At 66.7% G+C, this 23,155-nt stretch carries 19 protein-coding genes; 12 read left to right on the forward strand and 7 right to left on the reverse strand.

Annotated features, from left to right (window positions below):
* Window positions 1-27 precede the first annotated feature (27 nt).
* Window positions 28-438, reverse strand: coding sequence for a DUF2147 domain-containing protein (locus tag QN347_RS05025; protein ID WP_322163692.1), 411 nt, complete (start codon window positions 436-438; stop codon window positions 28-30).
* A gap of 349 nt (window positions 439-787) precedes the next feature.
* Between QN347_RS05025 and QN347_RS05030 the strand changes: the two genes are divergently transcribed.
* Window positions 788-1,222, forward strand: a complete 435-nt coding sequence (locus QN347_RS05030; protein ID WP_322163690.1) for a MerR family DNA-binding transcriptional regulator — start codon at window positions 788-790, stop codon at window positions 1,220-1,222.
* 8 nt (window positions 1,223-1,230) lie between these two features.
* On the opposite strand, the gene QN347_RS05035 is transcribed toward QN347_RS05030, so the two are convergent.
* The 4 genes from QN347_RS05035 to QN347_RS05050 all read right to left on the reverse strand — a co-directional run bounded on the left by QN347_RS05035 (window position 1,231) and on the right by QN347_RS05050 (window position 4,359).
* On the reverse strand, window positions 1,231-1,899 hold the full coding sequence (locus QN347_RS05035) for a FadR/GntR family transcriptional regulator (RefSeq protein WP_322164203.1): 669 nt from the start codon (window positions 1,897-1,899) through the stop codon (window positions 1,231-1,233).
* Between the two features lie 65 nt (window positions 1,900-1,964).
* The gene (locus QN347_RS05040; protein WP_189674807.1) at window positions 1,965-2,603 is read right to left on the reverse strand and encodes a 2-dehydro-3-deoxy-6-phosphogalactonate aldolase; all 639 of its coding nucleotides are present in this window, start codon (window positions 2,601-2,603) and stop codon (window positions 1,965-1,967) included.
* Window positions 2,600-3,502: a 2-dehydro-3-deoxygalactonokinase gene (locus tag QN347_RS05045; RefSeq protein WP_322163687.1), complete on the reverse strand. Its 903-nt coding sequence runs from the start codon at window positions 3,500-3,502 to the stop codon at window positions 2,600-2,602. The genes QN347_RS05040 and QN347_RS05045 overlap by 4 nt, the downstream gene beginning before the upstream one ends.
* Window positions 3,499-4,359: an SMP-30/gluconolactonase/LRE family protein gene (locus tag QN347_RS05050; protein ID WP_322163685.1), complete on the reverse strand. Its 861-nt coding sequence runs from the start codon at window positions 4,357-4,359 to the stop codon at window positions 3,499-3,501. Before QN347_RS05050 ends, QN347_RS05045 begins: the two co-directional genes overlap by 4 nt.
* A 200-nt stretch (window positions 4,360-4,559) precedes the next feature.
* Here QN347_RS05050 and QN347_RS05055 point away from each other — a divergent pair, with 200 nt between their 5' ends.
* From QN347_RS05055 to QN347_RS05070, 4 genes are all read left to right on the forward strand, one after another.
* On the forward strand, window positions 4,560-5,297 hold the full coding sequence (locus QN347_RS05055; protein ID WP_322163683.1) for a glycosyltransferase family A protein: 738 nt from the start codon (window positions 4,560-4,562) through the stop codon (window positions 5,295-5,297).
* Window positions 5,298-5,359: 62 nt separating this feature from the next.
* Window positions 5,360-5,446, forward strand: coding sequence for an ion channel (locus QN347_RS05060; protein ID WP_322164202.1), 87 nt, complete (start codon window positions 5,360-5,362; stop codon window positions 5,444-5,446).
* A gap of 122 nt (window positions 5,447-5,568) precedes the next feature.
* Window positions 5,569-7,089, forward strand: a complete 1,521-nt coding sequence (locus QN347_RS05065) for a PAS domain S-box protein (protein ID WP_322163681.1) — start codon at window positions 5,569-5,571, stop codon at window positions 7,087-7,089.
* 53 nt (window positions 7,090-7,142) lie between these two features.
* Entirely contained in the window at window positions 7,143-7,526 is a 384-nt protein-coding gene (locus tag QN347_RS05070) for a response regulator (RefSeq protein ID WP_133188459.1), read from the forward strand.
* Here QN347_RS05070 and QN347_RS05075 read toward each other — a convergent pair.
* Window positions 7,519-9,021 carry an MFS transporter gene (locus QN347_RS05075; protein ID WP_322163678.1) on the reverse strand — a complete coding sequence of 501 codons (1,503 nt, stop codon included), beginning with the start codon at window positions 9,019-9,021 and terminating at the stop codon, window positions 7,519-7,521. The genes QN347_RS05070 and QN347_RS05075 overlap by 8 nt on opposite strands.
* A 153-nt stretch (window positions 9,022-9,174) precedes the next feature.
* Here QN347_RS05075 and QN347_RS05080 point away from each other — a divergent pair, with 153 nt between their 5' ends.
* Window positions 9,175-9,846 carry a DUF6445 family protein gene (locus QN347_RS05080; RefSeq protein WP_322163676.1) on the forward strand — a complete coding sequence of 224 codons (672 nt, stop codon included), beginning with the start codon at window positions 9,175-9,177 and terminating at the stop codon, window positions 9,844-9,846.
* 13 nt (window positions 9,847-9,859) lie between these two features.
* Here QN347_RS05080 and QN347_RS05085 read toward each other — a convergent pair whose 3' ends face one another.
* On the reverse strand, window positions 9,860-10,882 hold the full coding sequence (locus QN347_RS05085) for a LacI family DNA-binding transcriptional regulator (protein WP_133188463.1): 1,023 nt from the start codon (window positions 10,880-10,882) through the stop codon (window positions 9,860-9,862).
* Window positions 10,883-11,093: 211 nt separating this feature from the next.
* On the opposite strand from QN347_RS05085, the gene QN347_RS05090 reads away from it, so the two are divergent.
* The 6 genes from QN347_RS05090 (at window position 11,094) to QN347_RS05115 (ending at window position 23,114) form a co-directional block, all read left to right on the forward strand.
* The gene (locus QN347_RS05090) at window positions 11,094-14,048 is read left to right on the forward strand and encodes a TonB-dependent receptor (RefSeq protein WP_322163674.1); all 2,955 of its coding nucleotides are present in this window, start codon (window positions 11,094-11,096) and stop codon (window positions 14,046-14,048) included.
* An 81-nt stretch (window positions 14,049-14,129) separates the two neighbouring features.
* The gene (locus QN347_RS05095) at window positions 14,130-15,653 is read left to right on the forward strand and encodes a tryptophan halogenase family protein (RefSeq protein WP_322163672.1); all 1,524 of its coding nucleotides are present in this window, start codon (window positions 14,130-14,132) and stop codon (window positions 15,651-15,653) included.
* Window positions 15,650-17,464, forward strand: a complete 1,815-nt coding sequence (locus QN347_RS05100; RefSeq protein WP_322163670.1) for an alpha-amylase family glycosyl hydrolase — start codon at window positions 15,650-15,652, stop codon at window positions 17,462-17,464. The genes QN347_RS05095 and QN347_RS05100 overlap by 4 nt, the downstream gene beginning before the upstream one ends.
* Window positions 17,465-17,469: 5 nt before the next feature.
* Window positions 17,470-19,089, forward strand: coding sequence for an alpha-amylase family glycosyl hydrolase (locus QN347_RS05105; protein ID WP_322163668.1), 1,620 nt, complete (start codon window positions 17,470-17,472; stop codon window positions 19,087-19,089).
* Window positions 19,086-20,606 carry a tryptophan halogenase family protein gene (locus QN347_RS05110; RefSeq protein WP_322163666.1) on the forward strand — a complete coding sequence of 507 codons (1,521 nt, stop codon included), beginning with the start codon at window positions 19,086-19,088 and terminating at the stop codon, window positions 20,604-20,606. Before QN347_RS05105 ends, QN347_RS05110 begins: the two co-directional genes overlap by 4 nt.
* 18 nt (window positions 20,607-20,624) lie before the next feature.
* Window positions 20,625-23,114, forward strand: coding sequence for a TIM-barrel domain-containing protein (locus tag QN347_RS05115; protein WP_322163663.1), 2,490 nt, complete (start codon window positions 20,625-20,627; stop codon window positions 23,112-23,114).
* Window positions 23,115-23,155 lie beyond the last annotated feature (41 nt).

Raw genomic sequence — 23,155 nt, forward strand, 5'->3', positions numbered from 1 at the left:
TTTCGAGGGGGAAGAAAGAAAGTGGGCTCAGCGCACGCGCGTCCACGTCTGCGTCTTGCAGAGCGGGAAGAAGACGCAGCCGCGCAGCTTGAGCCGGTCGCTGCCAACGGGGGTGATACGACCGCTATAGGTGTGGCCGTCCTCGGCATTGTAGACTTGGCCGTTGGCCCATACGCCGTCCTTGTCGGGTGCAAAGCCGCTCAGCATCAGCATTCCCTGGACAGGACGCGTGCGCAGCTTTTCATCCGAATTCTTGGCGTCTTTGAGCGAAGGATTGGCGCGCATCGCATCCGACGTGACCACTTTACCGCAGATCGAGGCGCCGCAGCGGCTGATCTCGACAATGGCATTGAGCGTCTCGGTCTTCCAGCGGCCGATCACGGTGTCGGCGGTGGCGGGGGCGCCGGCGAGCAGGGCGCCAATGAGCAGCAGGGACATGTACGTTCCTCTCCAAGCACCACCATCTCGGTGGTGCAATCGTGGTTGCCGTGCTTGAGCGATCCCCGCACGGTCGGTTCTTGGTGTCGCTCCGTTTCGGCCCTAATGGCGAGCCCGTTGACGTATGCGGCAGATGGCTCGCAGTAGATTCGTATGCCGACAAGTCAAGCACTTGTCGGTACCGCTCGGGCACACCAACCCGGCAACACCGCAAGATCGCGCTTCCCCAACGCGATGAAATCCGCAACACACAGGCCAAGACGTTGATCGCCACGCATTCGACAAAGGAGCGTGTCCGTTGCTCGCCGGTGGTCCGGCAAGGGTCGGCGTCGTTGGATCGAGGGCGTGAATGAAAGAGCCGATGCAGGATCTGACGGGGATCAACGAGGTCGCGCGCATGCTCGACATCACGCCCCGGACGTTGCGTTTCTATGAGGATAAGGGGCTGATCACTCCCTGCCGGGTCGGCGCGATCCGCGTCTATACGCGGCGCGAGATCGCGCGGATGCGGTTGATCCTGCGCGGCAAGCGGCTCGGCTTCACGCTACGCGATATCGTCGAATTTCTCGATCTCTACGATACCGATCCGCAGCATGTCGAACAGATGCGCGCGCTCGCGCAGCGATGCCGCCAGCGGATCGACCGGCTCGCCGCGCAGCAGGAGGCGATCTCCGAGACGCTCGTCGAGCTCGAGAAGATCGAGCGCGAAGCCTTGGCACGCGTGCCCAAACCCCGCCGCTCGCGTGTCGTCCTGTCGTCGGACGCTGCGCCGCGCGAGGCCTAGCCGTCCGATCACGTGTCGTCGTGCTCGCGCGCAAGGATCAGCGCCAGCACGTCGGCGATGATCTGCTGCATCGCGTGCTGTGCCGCCAGGCCGTCCCGCGCCTCGATTGCACGCAGCACCGCGCCGTGCGCCGCGAGATCGGCGCTGCGGCCCTTGAAACGATTGGTGAAGCGAATCGACGAGCGCAGCGCGGTCGTCACGACGTCCTCGAACTGCGCGAAGAACGGGTTGCCGGCGGCGCGCAGGATCGCGACGTGGAACGCGATATCGGCGTCGAGCGAGTCATCCTCGCCCGCCTCAGCCGCGACCATCCGCGCATAACCCGCACGAATCGCGACGAGCCCGCCCGCGCCCGCATTGCGCGCGGCAAGCTCCGCTGCGGCGGGCTCGATCGCGATGCGGAGCTCGCTGAAATGCCGCAGCAGCCCGAGCGAGAATTTCCGCTCGAGCAACCAGCCGAGCACATCGGCATCGAACAGGTTCCACGACTCGGCCGGCTGGACGATCGTCCCCTGGCGCGGCCGGGCCGACAGCAGCCCCTTGGCGGTGAGCATCTTGACCGCCTCGCGTGTCACCGATCGGCTGACGCCGTGCTGGCTCGCGAGATCTGCTTCGGTCGGGAAACGCTTGTCCGTATACACCCCCGTCACGATCGCCCGCCCCAACGCATCGAGCATCCCGTGCGTAAGATTGCGTCCGAGCGAGCTGCGGACGTCGTGCGGCTCGGGTCCCTCGCCGCTGGTCACAACGACGCGCGGGCAGCGCGCCAGGCTGCGATCAGGCCATCAGCCTTGGCGCCGACGCGCGCGGCATCGTCGCCGGGGCGGTAGAGCGCGCCCCCGACGCCGATCCCCTCGGCGCCCGCGGCAAGCCATTCCCCGAAATTGTCGGCCCCCGTGCCGCCGACGCCCCACACCGCGACATGCCGCGGCAGGACTTCGCGGATCGCCTTGAGGTAGTTAGGGCCAAGCGCGACCGCCGGGAACAGCTTGATCCGCCGCGCACCCGCATCGATCGCGCGGAACGCCTCGCTCGGCGTGACGAAGCCCGGCATCGGCTCGAGCCCGAGCTCGACCGCGCGCGCGATCAACGCGGGGGCGGTGTTGGGCGTGACCATCACGGTCGCCCCGGTCGCTGCCAGCGCCTCGACCCCGGCAAGATCGAGCACCGTGCCCGCGCCGATCGCCGCAGTGTCGCCGAACGCCTGCTGGATCGCGGCGATGCTGGTGAACGGATCGGGCGAGTTGAGCGGCACCTCGATAATGCGCACGCCGGCCTTCACGAGCGCCTCGGCGACGGGGAGCGCCTCATCGGGCCGTATCCCGCGCAGGATCGCCACGACGGGCGGGGCACCAGCGGCCAGCAAATCGTCGATCGTCATCGGTCAGTCTCCAACAAGGCAAGCCCGGCGAGCGCACAGGCATCGCCATCGAGCAATTTCGTATCGATCCCGCGCGCGACGAGCGCGCGGGCATAGCGGGCACAGAGCGCGGGATCGCCGATCAGGCCGATCGTCTCGCCCGCGGCGGGGGCGACCTCGGCGATCTCGCGACCGATCAGCAGGCCCGACAGATAGCCGGCGGCCCAATCGGGCGAACGCCCGTCGATGAGCTGCGCGCTGCGCGCCTCGAACAAAGCGCCGAGCACCATGTCTCTGTCGTTCGCCCGCGCGAGACCGTGGGCGAAGCCTGCCTGCTCGGCGGCAGGGTCGGCGTCGTCCTGGCTGGCCGCGCGCAGCAGCGTCGAGCGATCGCGCAGCAGCGCGAACAGCTCGCCGGTGAAGAAGGTCTGGAAGCCGGTGATCCGCCCATCCTCGATCGTCGCCCATTTGCTGTGCGTGCCCGGCAGAGCAAGGCGATGGCGTCCCACGCGCAGCGCAGGATCGCGCGCGATCGCCCCGAAGAGTTGCGTTTCCTCGCCGCGCATCACATCGGGGCCGCCCGACGGCGCGGTGCAAGCGAGCCCGGCCATGATCGTGACCTGCACCCCGTCGAGCGCAACCTGCCCGGCCCCGGCGAGCCAGCCCGCGACATCGGCAGGACACCCCGCATAGGGCACTTCGATCCAGCCGTTGCGCGACCCGACCATGCCGCACAGCGCGATCGACTCGGCAGCGCCGTCGGCGCGCCACGGTGCAATCGCGTCGCGCAGCGCCGCCTTGGGCGTGCCGTCGAGCGCGCCGATACCAGCGCCCTCGGCGCGCGCGACGACCGCGCCGTGTTCGATGCGAAACAGCCGCAACCGGCTGGTGCCCCAATCGCCGACGATGCGGTAGCTCATCGCACGATCCTGACGGCAGGAAGCGGTAGTCCGGGGGCAGGCGCATCGAACGCGAACAGCCCGCCGGCAAGCGGTTGCGCGGCGAGGTCGGCGTCGGACAGTCCGGCGCGCGCGGTGGTGACATAGCCGGTCCGCAGATCGGGCCCGCCGAATGCCACCTTGGTGACGTTGGCGCACGGCATGGCGACGCGCATCAACACGCTGCCGTCGGGCGCATAGCGCCGCGCTTCCCAGCCACCCCACAGACCGACCCAGACACACCCTTCTGCATCGACCGTTACGCCATCGGGATTGCCATCCTCCGGCGCGATCGTCGCGAACAGCGTGCCGTCGCGCAATTGCGCATCGGTCGCGATGTCGAAGCGGTGGATCGTGCCAGCGAGCGTATCGACATGATAGAGGAAGCGCCCGTCGGGGCTGATCGCGGGGCCGTTGGTGATCGTGCATTCGCCGCCCACCACGATGATGCTGTCACCGTCGTAGGTGTGGACCGCGCCGCTCGGCCGCGACTCTTCGTCGTCCATCGTGCCGAACCAGAGCCGGCCCTGCGGGTCGACCGTGGCATCGTTGGTCCGGTTATGATCGGGCATCGGCACCGTCGCGATCGGCGCCCCGAGCGCCGCGCCGTCGAACAGCTGGAGCGCACCGCGATTACCGACCAACAGCGCGCCATCCGCGGTTGGAACGATGAAGCTCGGGGCTCCGCCGACGGCAAAACTCTCGCGCCTGTCGGTACCCGGATCATAGCGATGGATCGCGCCGGACTTGATATCGACGAACCACAGCACGCCATCGACCCAGGCAGGCCCCTCGCCGAGCGTTGCGGCGACCGGCCAAACCAAACGACTTTGTGACACAGCGCTCTCCGATCCTGACCTCGCGGCCGATAATGTGTGATCGATCATATAATTAAGCCGCGGGGATCGGGCAATCGCCGAACCGTCGCGGCAAATCGGGTCACGGGCCGCCGCCAGGCTATGCCGCATGCATCCCAATTCTCCGACTTTTTGCGTTATCCCCGCTAGCCTTGCGGTCGATAATCGGGCACCTGCGCCGCATGACCGGCTTACCCCAAGTTCGAACGCCGACAATCAGCCTCATCATCCCGGCGTATAACGAGGAGGACTATCTCCCGGCCTGCTTGGATGCGGTCATGCGCAACGTCGCGGGCAAGGCGTTCGAGATCATCGTCGTCGACAATAACAGCACCGATGGCACCAAGGCGGTGGTCGAGCGCTACCCTTCGGTTAAATATGTGTTCGAGCCGAACAAGGGCATCACGCGCGCACGGCAGCGCGGCTTGATCGCGTCCAGCGGCGATATTCTGGCATATGTCGACGCCGATACGCATCCGCCCGCCGGCTGGATCGAGCAGATCTGGGAGCAGTTCGCCGCGAACCGCGATCTTGCCTGCCTGTCGGGCCCCTACAGCTTCTACGACCTGAGCGGCTTGCGCAATCGCGTGTCGACCGCGTGGTTCGTCGCGGCACGATCGATCTACGGGATCACCGGCTATCTGATGGTCGGCGGCAATTTCGCGATTCCGCGCCATGTTCTCGAGAAAATGGGCGGCTTCGACAGCTCGATCGAATTCTACGGGGAGGACGTCGACATCGCCAAGCGCGCCAAGCAACAGGGAAAGGTCCTGTTCTCACCGCGCTTCGTCATGCCGACATCGGGCCGTCGCATGCAGAAACAGGGCTTCGCGAAGATCGCGGGGATCTACCTCGCCAATTATGCGTCGATCATGCTGCGCGGCAAACCCGCGACCAAAGGGTATGAGGACATCCGCTAGCCTCCAGCGGACGACATCGTGCGGGCCGGGAACGCTATGCCGCGCTGTACAGCCCGACCCACGTGCGGCCCGATTTCGAGCCCGCTTCGTATTTTTCGACATCTACCTCCGCCACCATCGGCTATGGGGATGTCGTGCTTGTTCGGTAGCGGGCGATCGTCGGCGCGATCGAGGTCGCCAACGGCGTCATCCTGCCGGGCTGGTCGACGGGCTTCTGCGTCGCGGTGGTCGGCCGAATCCGGTTTGTCGAAGGGGAGATAGGGACATTACGGTGACCGCCACGGACCCGCTGGCCGATGCCTTCGCCCTGTTCGTCAACAGCACGACCGATCGCGCGCAGTTCCTGCTCGATCCCGCGGGCCTGGTGATGAGCTGGAATCGCGGTGCCGAAATCCTGACCGACTGGAGTGCAGAGGCGATCATCGGACAGTCCTTCATGCTGTTCTACCCCCCCGCCGACGCCGAACGCGGCGACCCCGCCGCCGATCTGGCGCAAGCGCAGAAAGACGTCACGACGCGCAAGGAAGCCTGGCGGATTCGCCGCGACGGTTCCGAATTCCTGGCGGATTCAACGCTCGTCGCGTTGCGCAATCCGGCAGGCGCGCTGCTTGGCTATGGGCAAAGCGTGTACGATATCACCGCGCGTCGCGCCGCCGAGGCAGCGCTTGCCGATAGCGAGCAGCACGTCCGCTCGATCCTCGAAACCGTGCCCGATGCGATGATCGTGATCGACGAACGCGGCCGCATCCTGTCGTTCAGCGCGGCGGCCGAGCGGCTGTTCGGCTATGGCGAGGCCGAATTGGTCGGCCGCAACGTCAGCATGCTGATGCCGAGCCCCGACCGCGACCGCCATGACAGCTATCTCAGCCATTATCTGACGACGGGCGAACGCCGCATCATCGGCATCGGCCGAGTCGTGGTGGGGATGCGTCGCGATGGCACTCCCTTCCCGATGGAGCTTTCGGTCGGCGAGGCGAGCAGTACCGGGCGGCGCATCTTCACCGGCTTCATCCGCGACCTGACCGAACAGCAACGCAGCGAATTGCGGCTGAAGGAGCTGCAATCCGAGCTGATCCACGTCTCTCGCCTCAGCGCGATGGGGACGATGGCGTCGACGCTGGCGCACGAACTCAACCAGCCGCTGACCGCAATCGCCAATTACATGGAGGCGAGCCGCGATCTGCTCGACGCGCCCGATGCCGATACGCTCGGCTATCTGCGCGAAGCGGTCGATCAATCGGCCAAGGAAACGCTCCGCGCCGGCGACATCGTGCGCGCCTTGCGCGACTTCGTATCGCACGGCGAAGTCGATCGCCGCGTCGTTCCGCTGCGCCCGCTGATCGAGGAAGCCAGCGCGCTGGCACTCATCGGCGCGCGCGAGCGCGGTGTGCGATCTTTCTTCGCGTTCGAGAGCGATGCCGCGCACGCCCTCGTCGATCGCGTGCAGATCCAGCAAGTCGTGGTCAATCTGGTGCGCAATGCGGTCGAGGCGGTAGAGATGTCGCTGACGCGCGACGTGACGATCAGCGTGCGCGCCGCGGCGGGCGACATGATCGAGATCATCGTCGCCGACACGGGCCCCGGGATCGATCCCGCGGTCGCGCCACGCCTGTTCCAGGCGTTCGCCACCAGCAAGAAAAGCGGCATGGGGCTTGGTCTGTCGATCTGCAGGACGATCGTCGAAACGCACGAAGGCCGGATCTGGGCGGTACCACGGCCAAACGGCGGAACCGCGTTTCATTTTACAGTCCGCGGCGCTCCTGACGCCACCGACACCCGGACCATTACGTAGCGACGCGTCGTCGCGCTCGCGGCAGGAACGGCGTTCCTATTCCCCGGGTACCTATGTCAGACCTTGCCGCCGCCAAACCGCCCCGCCGCACCCGTATCGTGCTGATCGACGCCGATGAGAGCGTTCGCCGCCAGTTGCAGTTGGCGTTGCAATGGCATGGCTACGAGGTGCGCTCGTTCGGCACTGCTGCGCCGGTGCTGCAGGGTGGCTATGCCGATGCGACCGACATCCTGATCACCGATTATGCCCCGCCCGGCAGCAACGGGATCGCGATCTTGCGCATCCTGCAAAGCCGCGGGTGGGACGGGCGTGCGGTGCTGATCACCAGCAATCCGTCGCACGAGCAGGAACACTGCGCCCGCGCTTCGGGTTTTGCCGCAGTGCTCGAAAAGCCGGTCCACCAGGCCGACCTGATCGCCGCGATCACATTCAGCTGACCGCGCGATCCCCCGTCTCGGGAACCCGCACCATCGCGAGCGCCGCCAGCGCCATCACGATCGCGGCGAACGCCATCGTCCAGATCGGCTCGGTCGGGAAGAACGCCTTGAGGACCGACCCCATCACCGTCGCGACGAGCAATTGCGGCACGACGATGAAGACGTTGAACAGCCCCATATAGATGCCGAGCTTTGCTTGCGGCAGGCTCGAGGCGAGGATTGCATAGGGCATTGCCAGGATCGACGCCCAGGCGATGCCGACGCCGATCTCGCTCAGGATCAGCCAGTTGGGATCGCGGATCACGAAGAAGCTGGCATAGGCAGCGGCCCCGCACAGCAGGCAGGCGATATGCGTCCTGACCTTGCCGATCCGTGCCGCAAGCCGGGGCAGGACGAGCAGAGCAGCCAGCGCGGCCACGCCGTTATAGACCGCGAACAGCACGCCGACCCAGTCGCCACCGGCATTGTAGGCGGCACTCTTCGGATCGCTCGCGCCGAACATGTACTGCGCGACGACGGGGGTGGTGAAGATCCACATGATGAACAGCGCCGACCAGCTGAAGAACTGCACCAGCGCCAGCCGCTTCATCACGAGCGGCATGCCCGCGAAATCGCCGACGATCATGCTGAGCGCATTGTCGGTCTTCCCGCCGCGTGCGAGGCGGATCGCGACGATGCTCGCGACGCCGTAGGCGATCAATAGCGCACCGAGCAGATACACTTCCTTCTGCAACGCGAGCAGCGGCACCGCCGCGACGATCACCGCGCCGCCGACGATCCACGCGAGGCTGCGCCCCAGCCCGCGTGCGGCAAGCGCGCGCATCGGTTCGCCCACGCCTTCGACGGGATCGCGCTCGCCGAATGCGGCCATTTGCGCCGGGCTGTATTCCTTGACGTTGCCGACGGTCCACAGCACCGCGAGCAGCAGCGCCGCGCCCCCGAACCAGAAGCTGTAGCGCACCGTGTCGGGCACCCCGCCGAGTGCTGTTCCCGAGACGCCGAGATGCGCCAGCACGAACGGGAAGATCGACCCGACCACTGCGCCCGCACCGATGAAGGCGGTTTGCAGCGCATAGCCCGCTGTGTGCTGATCCTTGCGCAGCATATCGCCGACGAACGCGCGGAACGGCTCCATCGAAACGTTGATCGAGGCATCGAGCACCCACAGCGTCACCGCCGCGAACCACAGGATCCTGGCCTCGGGCATGACAAACAAAGCGAGCGCCGCGAGCACCGCGCCCGCGAGGAAATACGGCCGCCGCCGGCCGAGCCGGTTCCACGTCCGGTCGCTGTAATGGCCGATGATCGGCTGGATCAGCAGCCCGGTCAGCGGCGCGGCGACCCACAGATACGACAGATCGTCGAGCGAGCCGCCGAGCGTCTGGAAGATCCGGCTCATATTGGCGTTTTGCAGCGCGAAGCCGATCTGGATGCCGAAAAAGCCGAAGCTGATATTCCACAGGCCGCCAAAGCCCTGCACCGGTTTTTCGTTCAACTCTGGCCTCCCCTGCCCGGCGCCTGACGATCGGCAGGGCGTGTTTGTCGGCGAGCGTGGCGACAAGCCGAGGGCCGCACAAGCCTGCATACGAATGCGCAGCGCCGCACAAACCCTTGCCGAGCGCCCCACGCGCGTTCCATGACGCCAGCCATGGACACTGTGCACCTCCATCATCAGGGCAACGAGCGCCGCCCGTTGCTCGTGATCGACGATTTCTGGCCCGACCCCGAGATGCTGCGCGAGGATGCCGCGGCGTTGCGCCTGGGCGAGATCGGCCCGCATTACCCCGGCGTCCGCGCCGAAGTCCCGGCGCGCCTCGCCGAGACGATGCGTCGCAAGATCGCGCCGTTGCTCGCCACGCATTTCGGGTTCGATCCGGCGCCCGGCGTATCGGAAGCCTATTACTCGCTCGTCACGACGCCGCCCGCAGCGCTCGCGCCGATCCAGCGACTGCCGCATTTCGATGGCGTCGAGCCGCGCCGGATCGCGTTGCTGCTGTTCCTCGGCCATGGCGCGCAGGGCGGCACCGCCTTCTACCGCCAGCGCGAGACGGGCTTCGAAAGCGTCGATGCCGACCGGCTCGATCGTTTCAAGGCGACGCTGGAGGAGGGCGTGCGCACCCACGGCATGCCAGACCCCGCCTATATCGCCGGCGATACGCCGCTCTACGAACGGATCGCGCTACAGCCCGGCGCGTTCAACCGCGCGCTCGTCTATCCCGGCAACACGCTCCACTGCGCGCATCTCCCGCCCGAGGTCGTGCTCAGTGCCGATCCGCTTGCGGGGCGCCTGACGCTCAACCTGTTCCTGTTCGACGACTGAGACCGCGCCGGCGCTAGCCGCCGCTGCTCGCGCGGACGACGAGCCGCGTCGGGAGCGGTGCCGCCTCGCACATCCCGCCGCGCAACTGGCCGAGCAGCGTCTCGACCAACACCTCTCCAGCGCGCCGCGTGTCCTGCACCACGCTCGACAGCGGCGGACTGGTCAGCGAGGCCGAGGGGATATCGTCGAACCCGACGATCGCGACGTCGTCGGGCACGCGCCGCCCCGCCGCCGCCAAGCCGCGCATCGCGCCGATCGCGATGCTGTCGCTGGCGGCAAAGATCGCGTCGTACGCCACCCCGCGGCTGGCGAGCGTCTCGACCGCCGCCTGCCCCGGTTCCTCCGCCGTCGTCGCATCGACGCGCAACATCGGATCGGCGGTCAGCCCGGCGCTCGCCAGCGCATCGAGATAACCGCGATAGCGTTCGAGCAGCTCGGGATACCGGCTGTCGGCCGAGCCGAGGAACGCAATCCGCCGCCGTCCCTGCGCGATCAGATGCGCCGTCGCCAACGCCCCGCCGCCGCGATTGTCCGATCCGACGGTGATCCCGGCGGGCCCCGTCCCGACCGCGCCCCAGCGCACGACATGCGTCCCCTGCTCGACGAGATGGTCGAGTCGCACGCGGTACGCTTCGTAATCGCCGTAGCCGAGCAGGATGATCCCATCGGCCTTGTGGCTGTCCTGATAATCGACGTGCCAGTCGCCCGACAGCTGCTGGAACGATATCAGCAGGTCGTACCCGGCCTTCGCACAAGCGCGCGTGATCGATCCGAGCATCGAGAGGAAGAACGGGTTGATCGCGGCATCGTCATCCGCCGCCTCTTCGAAAAACAGCAATGCCAGCGTGTTGGACGATTGGCTGCGCAAGCTCGAGGCGTTCTTGTCGACCGCATAATGCAGACTGCGTGCGATCGCCTCGATCCGCGCGCGCGTCTGTGGATTGACCGATTTCACGCCCCGCAAGGCGCGCGAGACGGTCGGCTGCGAGACGCCCGCCAGCTGCGCGATATCGAGGGAGGTCGGTCGTCTGGCCATTGGGAAAAGCAGGTCCTGCGCTACACGGCACACGCGATACTGCGCCAAACGATCGGCTGACGACAGCCCATTCGTGAATACGTATGCCCGATCCTTTCGAAATGTGTCTGCCCGAAATATAGCCGTGCCGGGCCAATCGACGCTGTTTCACGACGTCGAGGAAACTGAAGCGAGGATGTGCGGGCCGGGCCCGCCTGATGGGGAACACCACATGACTGATTTCGAGCCGAGCCGCGCTGACCGCGCGTGCGCGCCGCTGCGCCGCATTTCCATGTCGGCACGCCTTGGGCTGTACACCAGCACCGCCGCGATCACCGCTGCCCTGCTGCTGCCAAGCACCGCCTACGCGCAAGATGCAGCGACGACCGCGAACGCGAACCCGACCGCCAAGGCGCAAGTCGAAGCAACGCCGACCCAAGCCGATCCGACGCCGCAGCCGACGACGCCGGCGCCCGTGACCGCCGCCGACGTTGCGCCGACCACCGACACCACTCCCGACGGCGACATCGTCGTCACCGGCATCCGCGCGGGCCTCGACTCCTCGGCCAAGATCAAGCGCCAGTCGGTGCTGATCGTCGACTCGGTCTCGGCCGAAGACGTCGGCAAGCTGCCCGACGTGTCGATCGCCGACTCGCTCGCTCGCCTTCCCGGCGTCACCGCGCAGCGTCTCGAGGGCCGCGACCAGCGCCTGTCGATCCGCGGTCTCGGCCCCGACTTTTCGACCACGCTGCTCAACGGTCGCGAGCAAGTCACCGTCGGTGACAATCGCGGTGTCGAATACGACCAATATCCGTCGGAATTCTTCAAGACGGTCAACGTCTACAAATCGGCCGACGCGTCGCTCGTCGCCGCCGGCATTTCGGGCACGGTCGATCTGCGCATGCTGCGCCCGCTCGATCAGGCCAAGCGCGTTCTCGCGGTCAGCGCTCGCGGCCAGATGAACGGCATCAAGAACCTCAACCCCGACAGCTCGCGCTACGGCTATCGCGCGTCGGCGACGTATGTCGACAAGTTCGCCAATGACACGCTCGGCATCGCGCTCGGCGCATCGGCGACGCTCACCCCGTCGCAGGACGAGCGCTATAATGCTTGGGGTTATGCCGGTGCCGGTACCGCGGCGAGCCCGTTCGTGCTCGGCGGCGCAAAGCCCTATGTCCAGTCGAACGAACTCAAGCGCTACGGCGGCGTCGCGACGATCGAATGGCGCCCGTCGGAGGTGTTCCACTCGACTTTCGACGCGCTCTATTCGCACTTCGAGGAAACGCAGCACCTGCGCGGGATCGAATTCCCGCTCGGCTTCTCGAGCCCGACGCAAAGCGGCGTGACCGTCGCCAACGGCTTCGCCACCGCGACGACCTTCTCGGGCGTCCATGCGATCCAGCGCAACGACTATAACCAGCGAAAGGCGGAGAACTTCTCGCTCGGCTGGAACAACGACCTCAAGCTCAGCGACAAGATCCATCTCAATGTGGACGCGAGCTGGAGCCATGCGACGCGCACCGACTTCCTGCTCGAGACCTATACCGGCGTCGGCTATGGCGGCGCGGGGCCGGACGACACCGTCCGGGTTTCGCAGCAGGGCAACGGCACCTACAAGATCGTGCCGACGCTCGACTATACCAACACCAGCGTGTTCAAGCTGACCGATCCGCAGGGCTGGGGCTATAACGGCACGCAGGCCGTCGTGCAGTCGGGCTTCCTCAACCGCCCGAGCTTCAAGGACGACCTCAAGTCGCTCCGCGCGAACCTCAACGGCGAATTCGACAACAGCATCATCAAGAGCTGGGAGGCCGGCGCCAACTACAGCCGTCGCGAGAAGACCAGCGCCTACCAGTCGTTCTTCCTGTGCCCCAAGGGTGCCGGCAGCAACTGCACCGTCGCGAGCGGCACGCCGACTTCGGCGCCGATCCCGACCCAGGCGGTGATCGGCAAGATCCCGCTCGACTATCTCGGCGTCCCCGCGGTGCTCGCGCTCGATCCGCTGTATCTGTACAACAACAGCTACAACACGTTCTTCGACAACCGCCCGTCGTCGCTCGTCCGCGACAACGTCGTGACCGAGAACGTCTATACCGGCTACGCCAAGATCAACATCGACGGCGATGTCGGCGGCAAGGCGCTCAAGGGCTCGATCGGCACGCAGGTCATCCACAGCGAGCAGCGCTCGACCGGCCAGATCGCAAGCGTCGTCAACGGCGTCGTGACGATCGCCCCTGCGTCGCAAAAGTACAGCTACACCAACGTCCTGCCCTCGGCGACCATGGCGGTCGAGCTGGTGCCGCTGGGCTATGTCAAGCTTGGTGCCTCGCAGACAATGGTGCGCCCGCGCCTCGACCAGGAGCGCGTGACGCAGGACGTGGCAATCAACATCGCCAATATCGTGCCGAACAACTTCAACCCCGGGCTCAACCCGGTATTCACCTCGTCGGGCGGCAATGTCGCGCTCCGGCCGTACAAGTCGACCAACATCGACATGTCGTTCGAGCAGTATTTCCGTGGCGGCGGCTATGTCGCGCTGTCGGGCTATTACAAGCACCTCACCGACTTCGTCGATCCGAACAACAGCTACGCGTATGACTTCTCCTCGCTGCTCGGCGCCCTGTCGCCGGCACAGCGCGCGATCGTCACCGCGAACCGGCTGGCGATCGGCAACGTCAGCGCGCCTGCCAACACCGGTCGCGGCAGCGTGATCGGCGTGGAAGGGACGATCTCGCTCCCCTTTAAGATGGTCAGCGAAGCGCTCGACGGCTTCGGCATGTTCGTCTCGGGCAACTACACCGAGTCGGAGATCAAGTTCGTCAGCAACCCGACTCAGGCGATCACCCTGCCCGGCCTGTCGAAGTGGACCGGCAGCGGCACGGTGTATTTCGAGAAGCACGGCTTCCAGGCGCGCGTGAACTATCGCTATCGCTCGTCGTTCCTCGCCGAGGTCGCAGGCCTCTCGGCCAACCCGACCTATCGCACCGCGCGATCGGAAGGCATTCTCGATGCGCAGATCGGCTATGAGTTCCAGAGCGGTCCGCTCAAGAACTTCGCGATCCTGGCGCAGGCGAAGAACCTGACCGACCGTCCGTTCGTGACGTACCAGAATGACGACCCGCGCCAGGTGATCGATTACCAGCGCTATGGCCGTGATTACTACCTGGGCATCACGTACAAGTTCTGACCGCGTGCGACGGCGGACGGCGAACCCATTCGCCGTCCGTCGTCCCGCGAGTCTAATGTCGAAGAAGCGGGGACGCGGACCATGGCCACTCTATCCGATCCGACCGGACCGATCCGGATCGTCATCGTGGGCGGCGGCACCGCAGGCTGGATGGCGGCCGCCACGTTCGCGCGTTTCCTCGAAACCGGGTTCGAGATCGACCTGATCGAATCCGAAGAGATCGGCACCGTCGGCGTCGGCGAAGCGACGATCCCGCAGATCCGCTTGTTCAACGATGCGCTCGGGCTCGACGAGGATGCGTTCCTGCGCGCGACGCAAGGCACCTACAAGCTCGGCATCGAGTTCGTCGACTGGCTGCGGCCAGGCCATCGCTACATGCATGCGTTCGGCGCGGTCGGGCGCGATGTCGGCTTGCTGCCGTTCCATCAATATTGGCTGCGTGCGCAAAAGCTCGGGTCGGCGCGCGATCTCGCGGCCTATTCGCTCAACAATCAGGCGGCACTCGCCGACCGGATGCAGCGCGGTTCCGCGCGCACCGCACGCGTATTGCCCGACATGCCGAGCGCGTTTCATTTCGACGCCGGCCTCTATGCGCGCCATCTGCGCCGCTACAGCGAGACGCGCGGCGTCACCCGGATCGAAGGCAAGGTGGTCCGCGTCGACCAGGACGAGCGCGGCGATATCTCGACGCTGCTGCTCGAGGACGGGACGACGCTCGGTGCCGATCTCTTCATCGATTGCACGGGGTTTCGCGGGCTGCTGATCGAGCAGACGCTCAAGACCGGCTATGACGACTGGACGCACTGGCTGCCCGCCGACCGCGCGATCGCGGTGCCGTCGGAACGCAGCACGGCGTTCACCCCGTACACCCGCTCGACCGCAAAGGCAGCGGGCTGGCAATGGCGCATTCCGCTGCAGCACCGCACGGGCAACGGGCTCGTCTATTCCTCGGCGCATTTGAGCGACGACGAGGCAACCGCGACGTTGCTTGCGGGCCTCGATGGCGAAGCGCTTGCCGATCCGAGCCCGATCCAGTTCCGCACCGGCAAGCGTCGGCAAATGTGGAACCGCAATGTCGTCGCGATCGGCCTGTCGGGCGGTTTCATGGAGCCGCTCGAATCGACGAGCATTCACATGATCCAGTCGGCGATCGCGCGGCTGATGAAGCTGCTGCCCGGACGCACCATCGCGCAAGCCGACCGCGACGAATTCAACCGCCAGAGCGACTTCGAATACGAACGCATCCGCGACTTCATCATCCTCCATTATCACGCCAACGACCGGAGCGAGCCGTTCTGGCAGATGTGCCGCGAGGCGACGCTGCCCGAAACGCTTGCCGCCAAGATCGATCTGTGGCGCGGCAACGGCCACATCACGCGCGAGCATGAGGAGCTCTTTACCGAGGTCGGCTGGCTCCAGGTGTTCGCTGGCCAGGGTGTGATGCCGGCGGGGCACCACCCGCTCGCCGACGCGATCCCCGCCGCCGATCTCGCCGAATTCCTCGATACGATCGACCAGCTCAACGCCCGCGAAGTTGCCCAGATGCCAAGCCATGCCGATTTCATCGCGCGCCACTGCGCCGCGCCGACGCCGGTGGCGGCGTGAGCCTTACCGCCGCGCTGCTGCTCGCGCTCGCCGGTCCGGCGAGCGCAGTCCCGGTCGAGCAGGTGCGCGCGCGTCTGCCCGAGGACGAGATCATCTATTTCGTCCTGCCCGACCGGTTCGACAATGGCGACCCGGCCAACGACACAGGCGGGCTGACCGGCGACCGGCTGGCGACGGGGTACGACCCGACCGCAAAGGGTTTCTATCACGGCGGCGACATCAAGGGGCTGCTGCAGCGGCTCGACTATATCCAGGCGCTCGGCGTCACCGCGATCTGGGTCGCGCCGGTGTTCAAGAACAAGCCGGTGCAGGGCGCGGCGGGGCATGAGAGCGCCGGCTATCACGGCTATTGGATTACCGATTTCACGAAGGTCGATCCGCATTTTGGCACCAACGCCGAGTTCGCGGCGTTCGTCGACGCGGCGCACGCGAAGGGCATGAAGGTCTATATGGACATCATCGCCAACCACACTGCCGACGTGATCCAGTACCGCGAATGCGTCGGCAAGAGTTGCGCGTATCGCGGCAAGGCGGATTATCCATATCAGCGCCGCCTTGGCGTCACGGGCAAACCGATCAACGCCGGTTTTGCAGGCGACGCGGTGCAGACGCCCGAGAACTTCGCCAAGCTAACCGACCCGGCCTATGCCTACACGCCGTTCGTTCCGGCAGCGGAAGCGAAGGTCAAGGTTCCGACGTGGCTCAACGACCCGCGCTATTACCACAATCGCGGTGACTCGACCTTCGCCGGAGAATCCGCGCGCTACGGCGATTTCAGCGGGCTCGACGATCTGATGACCGAGGATCCGCGCGTGATCGCGGGGTTCATCGCGATCTATGGCGGCTGGATCGATCGCTTCGGCGTCGACGGCTTCCGCATCGACACCGCGCGCCACGTGAACCCCGAATTCTGGCAGGCGTTCATCCCGGCGATGCAAGCGCGCGCCGCCGCGCGCGGGATCCGCAACTTCCCGATCTTCGGCGAAGTCTATTCGGAAACCGTCGACCCCGGCTACACCGCGCAATTCACGCGCCGCGACGGCTATCCCGAAGTGCTCGACTTCTCGTTCCAGGCGGCCGCGCGTGCGATGCTGAGCGGCAAGGCGGGGACCGATGTCTTCGCCAAGCTGATCGACGGCGACGTGCTGTACGAAGGCGGCGACGCCACCGCGCTGCGGCTGCCGACCTTTCTCGGCAACCACGACATGGGCCGGATGGGGCACATGCTCGATCTCGCCTGGCCCAAGGCGACCGACGCAGAACGCCTTGCGCGGCTCGAACTCGCGCACGTCCTGCTCCTTTCGGCGCGCGGAGTGCCGACGATCTATTCGGGCGACGAGCAGGGCTTCACCGGCCATGGCGGCGACCAGGATGCGCGCGAGGATATGTTTGCGAGCAAGGTCGCGAGCTACAACGACAATCGCCTGGTCGGCACCACCAGCACGACGGCGACTGCGCATTTCGGCACCGACAACCCGATCTTCCAGACGATCGCGCGTCTCTCGCAGATCCGGCGGACTCACGCGCAGTTGCGCCACGGTCGCACCATCGTGCGCTTCGCGTCGGACAAGCCCGGCCTGCTCGCCTTCACGCGCGGCGACGATGACGGGCGCGAGATCCTCGTCGTCCTCAACACCTCGAACCAGCCGCTCAGCGCCAATGTCGAAGTCGGCGCGCGCTCGGCCGGCTTCGCCACGCTCGCCGGCGCCTGCCCCGCCACGGTGACCGCACCCGGCTCGGCCGCGATCACGCTCCCACCGCTCGGCTACGCCATCTGCGCCGCCACTCCTGCACGCCTCCCCAGCGAATGAGTCCTATGCCCGCCCCTGCCCAACACCCCGTTCCCGGAACTCCCGAACCCTGGTGGAAGGGCGCATCGATCTATCAGATCTACCCGCGCAGCTTCGCCGACTCGAACGGTGACGGGATCGGCGACCTCAACGGCATCACCGCGCATCTCGAATACGTCGCCGGGCTCGGGATGGACGCCGTCTGGCTGTCGCCCTTCTTCACCTCGCCGATGAAGGATTTCGGCTATGACGTGGCGAACTATCGCGACGTCGACCCGATCTTCGGGACGCTCGCCGATTTCGACACGCTGATCGCGCGCGCGCATGCGCTCGGGCTGCGCATCATCATCGACCAGGTCTATTCGCACACGTCGAACGAGCACCCCTGGTTCGAGGCGAGCCGCGCGAGCCGCTCGGGCGACAAGGCCGACTGGTACGTCTGGGCCGACGCCAAGCCCGACGGCAGCCCGCCGTCGAACTGGCAATCGGTGTTCGGCGGCCCGGCGTGGACGTGGGACGCGCGGCGGCAGCAATATTACCTGCACAATTTCCTGAAGGAACAGCCGCAGCTCAACGGGCACAACCCGGCGGTGCAGCAGGAGCTGCTCGACACCGCGCGCTTCTGGCTCGATCGCGGCGTCGACGGCTTCCGGCTCGATGCGATCAACTTCGCAATGCACGATCCCGCGCTGACCGATAACCCGCCCGCGCCCGCGACCAACCGCGCGCGGACCCGACCGTTCGATTTCCAGCTCAAGCTCCACAATCAGGGCCATGCCGACATTCCGCCGTTCCTCGAGCGGATCCGCGCGTTGCTCGACGAATATGGCGCTGGCTTCACCGTTGCCGAGATCGGCGGCGAGGATAGCGACCGCGAGATGAAGCTGTTCACCGCGGGCGGCAAGCGGCTCGACAGCGCGTACAGCTTCGACTTCCTCTACGCCGATGCGCTGACGCCCGAGCTCGTCGCGGACTCGCTCGCGCGCTGGCCCAACGATCCGACGATCGGCTGGCCGAGCTGGGCGTTCGAGAATCACGACGCACCGCGCGCGGTGTCGCGCTGGACGAGCCCCGATCATGCGCGCGCCTTCGCGCGGATGAAGCTGCTGCTGCTCGCTTGTCTCCGCGGCAACATCTTCCTCTATCAGGGCGAAGAGCTCGGGCTGACGCAGGTCGACATCGCGTTCGAGGACCTGCTCGATCCCGAGGCGATCGCGAATTGGCCGATGACGCTGTCGCGCGACGGCGCGCGTACGCCGATGCCGTGGACGGGCGACGCACCCGATCTCGGTTTCGGAAGCGCAACGCCGTGGCTGCCCTTCGGCGGCGACCATGCGGCGCTCGCGGTCGATGTGCAGGATGCAAATCCGGAGTCGCAGCTCAACTGGACGCGCCGCGTGATCGCTGCGCGCAACGCACATCCGGCATTGCGTTCGGGCGACCTTCGGATGCGCCACAATGACGCCGCCGTGCTCGCGTTCGAGCGCGAAGAGAATGGCGAGCGGCTGCTGTGCCTGTTCAACATGAGCGACGCCGCGCAGGCTTGGCCGGAGGGCATCGAACCGACGAGTAGGATCCTGCTCGCTACAGGCGAATTGGAGACGGGCACCCTCCCCGCCTTCGCCGGCTTGGTGCTGCGCGTATGAGCGATTCCGCCGAGGACCTCGCCCGCGACGGCGCGATCGTGATCCTTGGCGGCGGAACCGCAGGCTGGATCGCGGCATGCCTGATCGCGCAGCGCTGGCCGAACGCGCGGGTGACGCTCGTCGAAAGCCCCGAGATCGGCATCGTCGGCGTCGGCGAAGGCTCGACCCCGCAGCTCAAAGGCTTTTTCGACCGGCTCGGCATCGCCGAGGCCGAGTGGATGCCGGCGTGCGATGCGACCTACAAGCTCGGCATCGGCTTTGCGGGCTGGTCCGACCGGCCTGGGTTCGAGCGCTACTTCCACCCCTTCCCTACCGCGCTCGACAGCCACACCGCGGGCTCGTTCTTCTACAACACGCGCGCCCGGCGGACGGGCCGCGACGTCGCGGCGCATCCCGACCAATTCCTGCTTCCGGCGCGGCTTGCCGCGGCGGGATGCGCGCCGCAGCCCGAGGAGAGCTTTCCGTTCGAGGTGAGCTACGGCTATCATTTCGACGCCTACAAGGTCGGCGCGTTCCTCGGCCGGCATGCGGTGACCAAACTCGGCGTCACTCACCTCCAGCGTCGCGTCGAGAGCGTCGAACGGCGCGCCGATGGCGGCATCGCGGCGTTGCTGTGCGACGATGGCGAGCAGATCGCGGGCGATCTCTTCCTCGACAGCAGCGGGTTTCGCAGCCTGCTGTTCGAGGGCACGCTTGCCGTCCCGTTCGTCCGTTACGGCGACACATTGTTCAACGATTCGGCGGTGGTCATGCCGACCCCGCGCGATCCTGCGGCACCGCTGGCGAGCCAGACGCGCGCCACGGCGCTGTCGGCGGGCTGGGTGTGGGACATCCCGCTGACCAGCCGGACCGGCAACGGCTATGTCTATTCCAGCCGCCATATCAGCCGCGACCAGGCCGAGGCCGAGCTGCGCGCGCACTTGAAGGTCGGCGACGAAGGCACCGCGCGCCACCTGTCGATGCGCGTCGGGCGCGTCGCCGAAAGCTGGTCGCACAATGCGCTCGCGGTCGGGCTGGCGCAGGGGTTCCTCGAACCGCTCGAGGCGACCGCACTCCACATCGTCATCGCCACGGTCGAGGCGTTCCTCGACGCCGTCGATGCCGACGGGTTCACCGAGAAGGCCCGCGCCCCCTTCAACGCCCGCATCGCCGCGCGCTACGACGGCGTGCGCGACTATATCGTCGCGCATTACCGGCTCAACCAGCGTCACGCCGACCCGCACGGCTATTGGGCGGCGGCGCGCGCGGTCGAGCCGTCCGACACGCTCAAGCACGTCATGTCGGCCTGGTTCACCGGCGCCGACCTCACCGCGACGATCGACCAGCTCGACATATCACGCTATTACAATGCGATAAGCTGGCATTGTCTGCTCGCTGGATACGGCACCTTCCCGGACGACGCGCGGCTCGTGCCGCCCGGCCCCGATATCGAGCGGATCGACATGGTCAGGATCGAAGACTTCCTACGCCGCTGCGCGCACAATTTCCGCCCGCATACCGATCACCTCCCCCGGTAATCTCTTGAAAGACCTGACATGAAACGCCTCCCCCTCGCGTTGCTGCTCGCCACCGTCGCGCTGCCGCTCACCACGGTCGCCGCGCACGCGCAGAGCGCTGCCCCCGCCCCGACGCTCACCGCGGCCAAGGACGGCGTCGAAGTTACCGCCGGCGCGCTCAAGATGAAGCTGATCGCGCTCAGCGACGATCTCGTCCGCGTCCGCATCGCGCGCGGCGGCGTGTATCCCGAGGACGCCAGTTGGGCGGTCCTGCCTGCGCAGCGCGCGACGCGCGCGACGGTGACACCCACCGCCGACGGCTTCACCACCGCGAAGCTCCGTGTTCGCATCGGTGCCGGTGGTGCCGTAACCTTCGAGACGCTCGACGGGAAGATCATCTCGGCCGATGCCGCGCCCGCTAGCGTCGACGGCAAGACCTTCACGCTGACCAAGACGCTGCCGATCGGCGAGCATTTCTACGGTCTCGGCGACAAGACCGGCGGGCTCGACCGGCGCGGCAAGGCGTTCGTCGACTGGAATACCGACGCGTTCGGCTTCTCGAGCTCGGACGACCCGATCTACAAATCGATCCCCTTCTTCGCCTCGACCGGAGCGGCAGGCGGCAGCTACGGGATCCTGCTCGACAACACCTATCGCACCTGGTTCGACTTCGGCCACAAGGATGCCGAGACGCTCGCGTTCGGCGGCCCCGACGGCCCGATCGACTATTATTTCATCGCCGGCCCCAGCCTCGGCGACGTGACCCGCCGCTATGCCGGATTGACCGGACGCGCCCCGCTCGCGCCGAAATGGGCGCTCGGCTATCAGCAGTCGCGCTACAGCTACATGTCGGCCGACGAAGTCCGCGAGATCGCACGCCGCCTGCGCGCCGACCGCGTGCCGACCGACGTGATCTGGCTCGACATCGACTATCAGGACCGCAACCGCCCCTTCACCACCAACCCCAAGACCTTCCCCGACATGGCGAAGCTCGTCGCCGACATGAAGGCGCAAGGGATCAAGCTGGTCGCGATCACCGACTTGCACATCGCCAAGGTCGATACCGGTTACGCGCCCTACACCAGCGGCAAGCGCGGCGACGAATTCGTCAAGAACCCCGACGGCAGCGACTATGTCGCGCCGGTTTGGCCCGGCCCGTCGGTCTTCCCCGATTTCACCCAGGCCAAGTCGCGCGCGTGGTGGGGCACGCTCTACAAGGGCTTCCTCGATGACGGCGTTGCCGGCTTCTGGAACGACATGAACGAGCCCGCGATCTTCAACACCGCGACCAAGACGATGCCGCTCGACACGCAACACCGCATCGCCAGTGACGATTTCGCCACCCGCACCGGCGACCATCGTGAGATCCACAACGTCTACGGCATGCAGAACACGCGTGCGACCTATGACGGCCTGCTCGCGCTCCGCCCCAACGAGCGGCCGTTCGTGATGACGCGCGCGAGCTATGCCGGTGGCCAGCGCTATGCCGTGACCTGGACCGGCGACAACAGCGCGACCTGGGACCATCTGAAGCTCTCGGTCCACCAGATCCTCAACCTCGGCCTGTCGGGCTTCGCCTATAGCGCCGCCGACGTCAGCGGCTTTGCGGGCGGGCCGAGCCCCGATCTGCTGACGCGCTGGTTCGAGATCGGCGCGTTCACGCCGGTGTTCCGCGATCACTCGGCGACCGGTACGCCGCGCGTCGAGCCGTGGGTCGACGGCCCCGATCATCTCGCGATTCGCCGCCGCTTCGTCGAGGAGCGCTATCGCCTGATGCCCTATTTCTACGCGCTGGCCGACCAGAACAGCCGGCTCGGCGATCCGATCATGCGCCCGGTGTTCTACGATTATCCGAGCGCCGCGAGCATGGGTTGCGACCAGTCGATGGCGTTCACGCTCGGCAAGGCGCTGCTGATCGCGCCGCCGCCGAGCCCCGAATCGCCGCAGCGCTACGACGTCTGCCTGCCCGCGGGCGGCTGGTACGATTACTGGACCGGCCAGCGCGCCGGGAGCCCCGAGCCAACCTCCGCCGGCCCGGTCCAGTCGGCGACGCAGGCCGTCCCGACCGAACACGCCAAGGGCGACCGCGTGAGCGAAACCCCGCGGCTCGATCGGCTGCCGGTGTTCGTCCGCGCCGGCACGATCCTGCCGCGCCAGCCGCTCGTCCAGAGCACCGCGCAGACGCCGTCGGGGCCGCTGATGCTCGACATCTATCCGGGCGAGGACTGTGTCGGAACGCTCTACGAGGATGACGGCACGACGCTCGCCTATCAGCGCCGTGGCTATCTGCGTCAGACGGTCCGCTGCAGCGTAACCGCGAACGGAGTGACGATCGCGTTCGACGCGCGCGAGGGCAGCTTTGCGCCGTGGTGGAAGCAGATCGCTGTCACCGTGCATGGCTGGACCGGTGCCGCCACCGTGGCGCAGGACCGCAAGGCGATCACCGCGCAGCCAGACAGCGCGGCCGGCACGCTGAGCTTCACCGTCGCCGCGCCAATCCGGGCAACGCAGGTCACGTTGGCGCGCTGACCGGGCGCGCCCGGCGGGTATCCCGGGCGCGACAGCGCGCC

It is taken from the genome of Sphingomonas sp. 10B4 (assembly GCF_035019905.1).
GTDB lineage: Bacteria > Pseudomonadota > Alphaproteobacteria > Sphingomonadales > Sphingomonadaceae > Sphingomonas > Sphingomonas glacialis.

What these genes read in the sequence shown, in the direction of transcription:
- QN347_RS05095 (WP_322163672.1), top strand. Translation starts at nt 14,130, where the DNA reads ATGGCCACTCTATCCGATCCGACCGGACCGATCCGGATCGTCATCGTG.
- QN347_RS05105 (WP_322163668.1), top strand. Translation starts at nt 17,470, where the DNA reads ATGCCCGCCCCTGCCCAACACCCCGTTCCCGGAACTCCCGAACCCTGG.
- QN347_RS05090 (WP_322163674.1), top strand. Translation starts at nt 11,094, where the DNA reads ATGACTGATTTCGAGCCGAGCCGCGCTGACCGCGCGTGCGCGCCGCTG.
- QN347_RS05055 (WP_322163683.1), top strand. Translation starts at nt 4,560, where the DNA reads ATGACCGGCTTACCCCAAGTTCGAACGCCGACAATCAGCCTCATCATC.
- QN347_RS05030 (WP_322163690.1), top strand. Translation starts at nt 788, where the DNA reads ATGAAAGAGCCGATGCAGGATCTGACGGGGATCAACGAGGTCGCGCGC.
- QN347_RS05110 (WP_322163666.1), top strand. Translation starts at nt 19,086, where the DNA reads ATGAGCGATTCCGCCGAGGACCTCGCCCGCGACGGCGCGATCGTGATC.
- QN347_RS05070 (WP_133188459.1), top strand. Translation starts at nt 7,143, where the DNA reads ATGTCAGACCTTGCCGCCGCCAAACCGCCCCGCCGCACCCGTATCGTG.
- QN347_RS05080 (WP_322163676.1), top strand. Translation starts at nt 9,175, where the DNA reads ATGGACACTGTGCACCTCCATCATCAGGGCAACGAGCGCCGCCCGTTG.
- QN347_RS05035 (WP_322164203.1), bottom strand. Translation starts at nt 1,899, where the DNA reads ATGCTCGATGCGTTGGGGCGGGCGATCGTGACGGGGGTGTATACGGAC.
- QN347_RS05085 (WP_133188463.1), bottom strand. Translation starts at nt 10,882, where the DNA reads ATGGCCAGACGACCGACCTCCCTCGATATCGCGCAGCTGGCGGGCGTC.
- QN347_RS05045 (WP_322163687.1), bottom strand. Translation starts at nt 3,502, where the DNA reads ATGAGCTACCGCATCGTCGGCGATTGGGGCACCAGCCGGTTGCGGCTG.
- QN347_RS05025 (WP_322163692.1), bottom strand. Translation starts at nt 438, where the DNA reads ATGTCCCTGCTGCTCATTGGCGCCCTGCTCGCCGGCGCCCCCGCCACC.
- QN347_RS05115 (WP_322163663.1), top strand. Translation starts at nt 20,625, where the DNA reads ATGAAACGCCTCCCCCTCGCGTTGCTGCTCGCCACCGTCGCGCTGCCG.
- QN347_RS05040 (WP_189674807.1), bottom strand. Translation starts at nt 2,603, where the DNA reads ATGACGATCGACGATTTGCTGGCCGCTGGTGCCCCGCCCGTCGTGGCG.